Origin of the sequence: Brevibacterium aurantiacum, assembly GCF_007558825.1 — a bacterium.
Lineage (GTDB): Bacteria > Actinomycetota > Actinomycetes > Actinomycetales > Brevibacteriaceae > Brevibacterium > Brevibacterium aurantiacum_A.
Genome location: NZ_VLTK01000013.1, coordinates 112,614 through 118,940, shown reverse-complemented (window position 1 = coordinate 118,940; position 6,327 = coordinate 112,614). Strand labels below are relative to the sequence as shown.

General features: G+C 56.3%; 7 protein-coding genes. 1 reads left to right on the top strand and 6 read right to left on the bottom strand.

Annotation, left to right across the window (positions count from 1 at the left end; all coding sequences use genetic code 11):
• The coding region (locus tag FO013_RS18530) for an HNH endonuclease signature motif containing protein (RefSeq protein ID WP_143924036.1) at positions 1–274 on the top strand (274 nt) is incomplete at its 5' end.
• A 200-nt stretch (positions 275–474) separates the two neighbouring features.
• Here FO013_RS18530 and FO013_RS18525 read toward each other — a convergent pair.
• From FO013_RS18525 to FO013_RS18500, 6 genes are all read right to left on the bottom strand, one after another.
• Complete coding sequence (locus FO013_RS18525; RefSeq protein ID WP_143924035.1) at positions 475–1,188, bottom strand: IclR family transcriptional regulator; 714 nt, start codon at positions 1,186–1,188, stop codon at positions 475–477.
• 45 nt (positions 1,189–1,233) lie between these two features.
• Positions 1,234–2,436: a CaiB/BaiF CoA transferase family protein gene (locus FO013_RS18520; RefSeq protein WP_143924034.1), complete on the bottom strand. Its 1,203-nt coding sequence runs from the start codon at positions 2,434–2,436 to the stop codon at positions 1,234–1,236.
• Between the two features lie 11 nt (positions 2,437–2,447).
• Positions 2,448–3,728, bottom strand: a complete 1,281-nt coding sequence (locus FO013_RS18515; protein ID WP_143924033.1) for a TRAP transporter large permease — start codon at positions 3,726–3,728, stop codon at positions 2,448–2,450.
• Positions 3,725–4,273, bottom strand: coding sequence for a TRAP transporter small permease (locus tag FO013_RS18510; RefSeq protein WP_260848262.1), 549 nt, complete (start codon positions 4,271–4,273; stop codon positions 3,725–3,727). Before FO013_RS18510 ends, FO013_RS18515 begins: the two co-directional genes overlap by 4 nt.
• A complete protein-coding gene (locus tag FO013_RS18505) occupies positions 4,270–5,352 on the bottom strand; it encodes a TRAP transporter substrate-binding protein (RefSeq protein ID WP_143924032.1) in 1,083 nt (360 codons plus the stop codon). The genes FO013_RS18510 and FO013_RS18505 overlap by 4 nt, the downstream gene beginning before the upstream one ends.
• 114 nt (positions 5,353–5,466) lie before the next feature.
• Positions 5,467–6,165, bottom strand: coding sequence for a FadR/GntR family transcriptional regulator (locus FO013_RS18500; RefSeq protein ID WP_143924031.1), 699 nt, complete (start codon positions 6,163–6,165; stop codon positions 5,467–5,469).
• Positions 6,166–6,327 lie beyond the last annotated feature (162 nt).

Sequence of the window (6,327 nt, the reverse complement as noted above, 5' to 3'; positions counted from 1 at the left end):
ATGTACGTTCCCCGGTTGTGATGCTCCGCCGGGGTGGTGTGATGCTCACCATATTGTCGAGTGGGCCCAGCAGGGCAAGACGGATGTCAATAATATGATGTTGAGTTGTTCTGCTCATCATCATTTGTTGGATCGGTCGGAGTGGGAGACGGTGATGCTCACAGACGGGCGTCCTGCGTGGGTGCCTCCGGCATCGGTTGATCCGGCTAGGCGACCGATATTGCATGCGAGGTTCGTAGCTCAGGAAGTCATCGACACACTCTTCAACGAATGAGTGAGCTGGGGTGAGCTCCGCAGTCACGAGACATGTGGTCTTCGCTCCGTTGGAGGTCGGATATTGTCGAGTGGCTTTGTGGTGAAGAAGAATTCCCCTGGGAAGGCAGAGCGAAGGTCTAGAGAGGAATCCGGCTTCGGCTGATCTTCTAGGCAGCAGCTGTCTGGTCGTACTTAATGTGGAATTAGACGATCATAGGTTTAAGGTTGTCCGAATCCCGCACCGTTGAGCAGCTCACGCGCAATATCTCCGTAGTGTTGGAGGTGTGGTTCAGTTCGGGTGATTGGGCCAGCTATTGTGATCGCTGCAGTGAGCACCGAATCGACGAATACTCCTACTGCGGTAGCGGCCACGTCGGGTACGGTCTCTCCACGATTGAGCGCGGTTCCGGAGGACCTGATTCCAGGCAGTTCTGCCTGCAAATTGGACCGTTGGTCGGGCTCGAAGCCAGCGAGCAGTTCCTCGTCTCCGGGTTTTGGTTGCAATGCGAAAAACAGCTTCCCTGAAGAGGTCGGTAAGAGGGGGCGCCTGACCTTGAGTTGCGGGACATAGCAGACTTCATAGTCGGCGGGCAGACTGTGAACGTAGACAACGGAACTGGCAACACGAACAGCAACGGTCACGGTCTCACCAGTACGAGCGGATATCTCTTCAAGTACATCCTCAATGAGCAGCACAACCGAGTTCTCTGCTGGACCGAGGACATGCGCGACGCCGGTGCCGAGGACGTAGCCGTCGTGGACTTCATCGAGATATCCTTCCGCACATAATCCTCTGACGAAACCGTAGACGCTGCTCTTGGGAGCTTCGAGCTCACGTGCGAGAGTCGCCAGGCTCACTGCTGTGGCTCCCGATCGGGCGACCGACTCAAGAATTCGAACAATACGATTCACCGTACGATGTGTCGATGTCATGGACTCTCTCTTACCGGATAGTGGTGTGAGAAACAGCGTACAGAGTCAATTCGAGTAGCCGATCATTTTGAACACCTCGGCGCGATCAGCATCGATTGCCGATGTCTCTTTTACCGGGGGGCGTGGATGGTCGACGAAAGTGAGTGGTGATCCTACGTGGACGAAGTCGCCTTCCTTTGAGTGTGAAGCACGCGAGAACATTGACGAGGCCCCCAGATATTCGTCAGTTGGTATGTCCTCGACCCTCATGACCTTTTGAACAGGGATTGAGTAGGGTTCGCATTCTTCCCGGATCTGCGTACACGTACGTGTCGCGGCATACTCGGCGAGAACAGACTCATAGACTCGCGGGTTACGAGTTCTTGCTTGATTGGAAAGTAGATCTGGGTGGTTCAGATAGTCGGGCCGGTCGATTATCTTGCAGAAATCCGACCAGTTCTTATCTGTATAGGGCATTACACACATGAAGCCGTCGAGAGCCTGATGCGGCCTGTGTTCGGGGGAGAGCACACGCGACCATCCGACATCTCCGCGGGGCGGGGAGTAAGTCTGGCCACCAAGGTGTTCGACCAACGTGAACGCCGCCATTGTTTCGACCATCGGAACATCGACCCACGTGCCCTTTCCGCTCGCCTGCGTCTTGAATAGAGCCGCCAAGACAGCTTGGACCATGGTCATTCCGCAGACTTTGTCGGCCACGACATAGGGAGAATAGCTTGGCCTTCCATCCCGCAAGCGGTATGTATCTGCGACACCTGACCCTGCTTGGACGATGTCGTCATAGGCTGGTCGATCTCCCATGTCGGTATGAGACGAGAAACCTTGTGCCGTGCAAAGAATAGCTCGAGGGTTCAGTCGTCGGACATTCTCCCAATTCAGCCCGTAGCGACGACGTCGACGAGGAAGCAGATTGGTGATGATGACATCCGACCAACTGATCAGGTGTTCGAGGGCCGGCTGATCTGATTCGGCTCCGGCATCTATCTCAATACTGTGCTTTGAAGCATTGAGGTTCATTGACAACACGCTATCTCCGGAGCCCCCGCCAAGGCCGATTCTTCTGCCGATGTCCCCGCCCGGTTGCTCGGCTTTGATCACTGTGGCACCAAGATCGGTAAGAATCTTTCCTGCATACGGCGCCATGATGACCGTTCCCAATTCAAGAACCTTCAAGCCGTCCAAGACGGGGCCGCTAGATGCTGACTGATCAGACTTCTCCGAAGTTGATCGAGTTGGAGCGTTGTTCACTGGCTATATCCTCATTTCACGCTTGTTGTCAGAAACAATGACAGATCGGGAAACACGAATATCAGAGTCGTGACGATGAGCATTGCGATGATGAAGGGAACCGAGCCCATGAAAACTGTCTCGACTCTGATTGCAGCTGCGCGAGACACAACAAACGCGTTGAGTCCCAGGGGCGGTGTGATCAGCCCAATCTCTGCAAGAAGAATGACGATCACGCCGAACCAAATCGGGTCGAAGCCGAGTGCTTCGACGACTGGAAGCGTCACCGGAACTGTCAGAGCGATGATAGCCATCTGGTCCATGAAGAACCCGAGGACTAGATATATGAAAGCAAAGATGACGATGATGAGGATTGGGGCGATCGCTAGACCCTGGACAAATTCCACAACTGTCGGAGCCACCTGAGTTTGTGTAAGGAAGATCCCGAACACATGTGCCGCGAAGACGATGGAGAGAATCATCGCACTGCTGGAGACACTGCCCACAACAGCGGACTTCAGGTTTGACCAGGTTGCTGTCTTCATCCACACCATGAGGAGGAACCCGCCTAGGCATCCGAGGGCTGCGGCTTCGGTGGCCGTGGCGATCCCGAGAAAGACCGTTCCTACGACCACGGCGAAGAGGAAGGCGATCGGCAGTAGACCCTTCAAGGCCACGAGCTTGGCCTTCCATGAAGTGGGATCAGTTGCGGGAGCATGCCCACGCAGACCCATCACCCAGACTGTGATTGCCAGTCCCAAGCTCATGAGTATGCCGGGGACGACGCCTGCGAGCAGGGTCTTGCCGACGCTGGTTTCAGCGGTGATGGCGTAGAAGACCAGCAGGATACTCGGCGGAATCATCGCGGCAAGTGTGCCTGCGCTTGCGACCGTTCCACTGGCAAGTCTGGCACTGTACCCCTGCTTGAGCATTGTTCCTGTAGAAGTGTGGGCAAGTGTGGCAGCCGCGGCTGTTGAAGATCCAGACACCGCTGCGAATCCTGCGCCCGCCAGCACTGCTGCGATACCGGTTCCTCCGCGAAAACGGCCGATCAGTGTGCTCGCCGAATTGAACAGGGTGTCCAAGACCCCACTCTTGAGAACGAGATGGGCCATGAGGATGAAGAGCGGGATCGCAGCGAGTGAATTGCTGCCGACCGAGCTCATTGGTATGACTTCGAAGACTCCGATGAGGTTCTCGCCACCGCCCAACCACAGCAGACCGATACCAGCAGCGCCGAGGATCGCGAAAGGAATAGGGACCTTGCTGAGGATGAGAACCAGGAGAATGACACTGATAGTGATGGCGATCATGATTCTTCACCCTCGGTAGCGGGGGCATTGGTTGATGGTGAATCTGAAATGACGTTGGGGGTGTCGAGGATAGCGACAACGAACAGGGCCGCGGTGCCCACTGGCTGACTTAGCTGCCATATCCATGTCGGAATCGGAATCTCGCTTGAACCCGGTGGCGGGGCATCGCCGAGAGTGAAAGAATCGACAACCGTCACCATTCCGCCGTAGGTAAGCGCCGCAGCAATGAGGAGGAGTAGTAGATGACCGATGATTCGGGCACCAGTGCGCCATGCGACCGGAAGCCTGTCGTAGATGAGCTCCGCAGTGACGTGCCCCGCGGTCAGATATAGCCACGGCAGCGCAAGGAAGACGGACATAGGCATGAAGATCCGCTCAACTGCGCTGATATTCCAGCCAAGAGGATTGGTGAAGACATAGCGCATCAAGGTTTCGGTCAGCATGACCAGTGCCATGGCTACGATCGCCACACCGGCAAGTGTCACGCTGATGACCTTGATTGTGTTGATCGTCCTCTGCATCGCCGAGCTGTGGTCACGATTCATTTCGAGTTCCCTTCGTATCGCGCGATGAGGGCTTCGTAGTCGGAGAGCACCTGTGAACCCGGCTTGCCGATCGAATCCATGTTCTCGGCCCACTGCTTGCGCACAGGCGCCAGCTTGTCTTTGAACTCCTTCATTCCTTGTGCATGCGGTCTATTGAAGTCGACCCCGTCCTCTGTGATCGTGTCGATTGCTGCCGGAGTCTTGCTATTCACCGCCCGGCACAAGCTGTTCTGTGCATCGTGGCCAGCTTTTTCGATTCGATACTGTAGAGCAGGGTCAAGATCGGTCCATGTTTCTTCGCTGATGACATAGGGGATCGCGAATGCGCCGATGTTCAGCCCCGTCGTCGAGTGGCCGAGAACCTCCTGCAACTTGTATGGAAGCACGCTGATGAAGGGGAAAGCTACGCCGTCAACAGTTTTCCGGGACAGCGCTTCATACGCTTCTGATGCAGGCATGCTGACGGCTGCCGCGCCGAGGTCAGAGAGTGTCGCGTCGAGCGCTCCGCCGGAAGTTCTGATGTTGAGCCCGCGGAGATCCGAAGGAGAATTGATCTGGCGGCTGACCGTCAGAATCTCGTAGCTGGGGAGCACAGAGACCCAGAGAGGACGCAAGCCGCGCGGCGCATATTCCTCTTCGTAGAGGATTCCTCCAGGGGACATCATGTCGAAGAGTGCTTGTGCGCCCACGCAGGAATCCTCAACCATACCTGGCAGATCGGAGACACTGGACAACGGAAGCTGATCAGAGAGATATGCCGCCGAGGCGGGTGTGATGTCAAGAACTCCCGATCGGTTGAGAGACACCAGGTCTCGCGGAGTTCCCATTTGTCCTGCCGGGTAATACGAGAAGTCCGCCGTCTCCTTTGAATCGCCGTCAGATCCGGTGCCTCGGTGTGAGACTTCGTCCATGAAGACGCTGACCCCGGAGTCCGCGAAAATATGGGTGGGCGCATAGCTGTCGGCCAGTGACAGGGTTGTCTTCTCCGTAGTTCCTGCCGGGGCACAAGCGCTCAGTGCCGTTGACGCAAGAATGACGACGGATAACAGTGCCGCTATGGCCCGCGTACGTGACTTCATTACACCTCCATTGGTATATGCGCACTAGACGTACGTATAAACGAACACTGTAGACGAAAAGCGACCAGCCAACAAGGGTATTCTCGCCGGCTGGTATTCGGGTGGTCAGTGGTTTCAGCGCTCGGAGGATAGTTGGATGTGAGCCCGTAGGTGCTTGCGCATTGCGTCTGCTGCGCGGAGGCCGTCACGGGACTTCACGGCAGAGAAGATGTGCTCATGGGCTTGTACTAGTTCCCGAAGTTGACCTGGCCCGAGAAGGTGGGGGTCGTCGGTGAGCGCTTCGATGGGGCCGATGAGTCCTTTGAGGATTGCGGATAGGGCCTGATTGTGGCTTCCCAGGGCTATATGAAGATGGAAGTCTGCATTGGCCCGCAGGAACGCTGGTCGGTCGGTCGGGTTGCCCACTGGGCGAATTGCCGCGGTCATCTTTGATTGGATTGCCGAGAGCTTGTCCAGTTCCTCCCTGCTCATCCGGGTTGCAGCGAGTTCGGCGCAGTGAGGCTCAATGGCTAGTCGAGTTTCCATCAGATCACGTTCCGCGATTCCTCCGGTACCGATGACCAGCTGTAGAGAGCTCGTTATTGAGTCCCCTTTCGGGGTGGTGACGAAGCTGCCGCCGTTTCTGCCGATCTTTCTCTGGATCATCCCTTCGGAGGCTAACGCCTGTAGACCAGCGCGGATTGTGCTGCGGCTGAGTTCGTAGTGCACAGCGAGCTCGCGTTCTGCGTCGAGCCTGGTCCCCGCGGGCAGGGTGCCGTCGAGAATTCGTGACCGTAGCTCGGCGACGAATCTGGATGTCTCGGTCGTGTTCATAGAGTCTCTCTTGTGTCTGACGGTGTCCTCGGTTACATTCTATATTGGTCCTACCAAATAATACGTAGCGGAGCACAATGCGCCACGAAATGCACGGAGGCCCGGATGAGAAGTTCGAATCTAGGCGACGAGCACGATTCGCGCGCAGCAATCGCATACGTC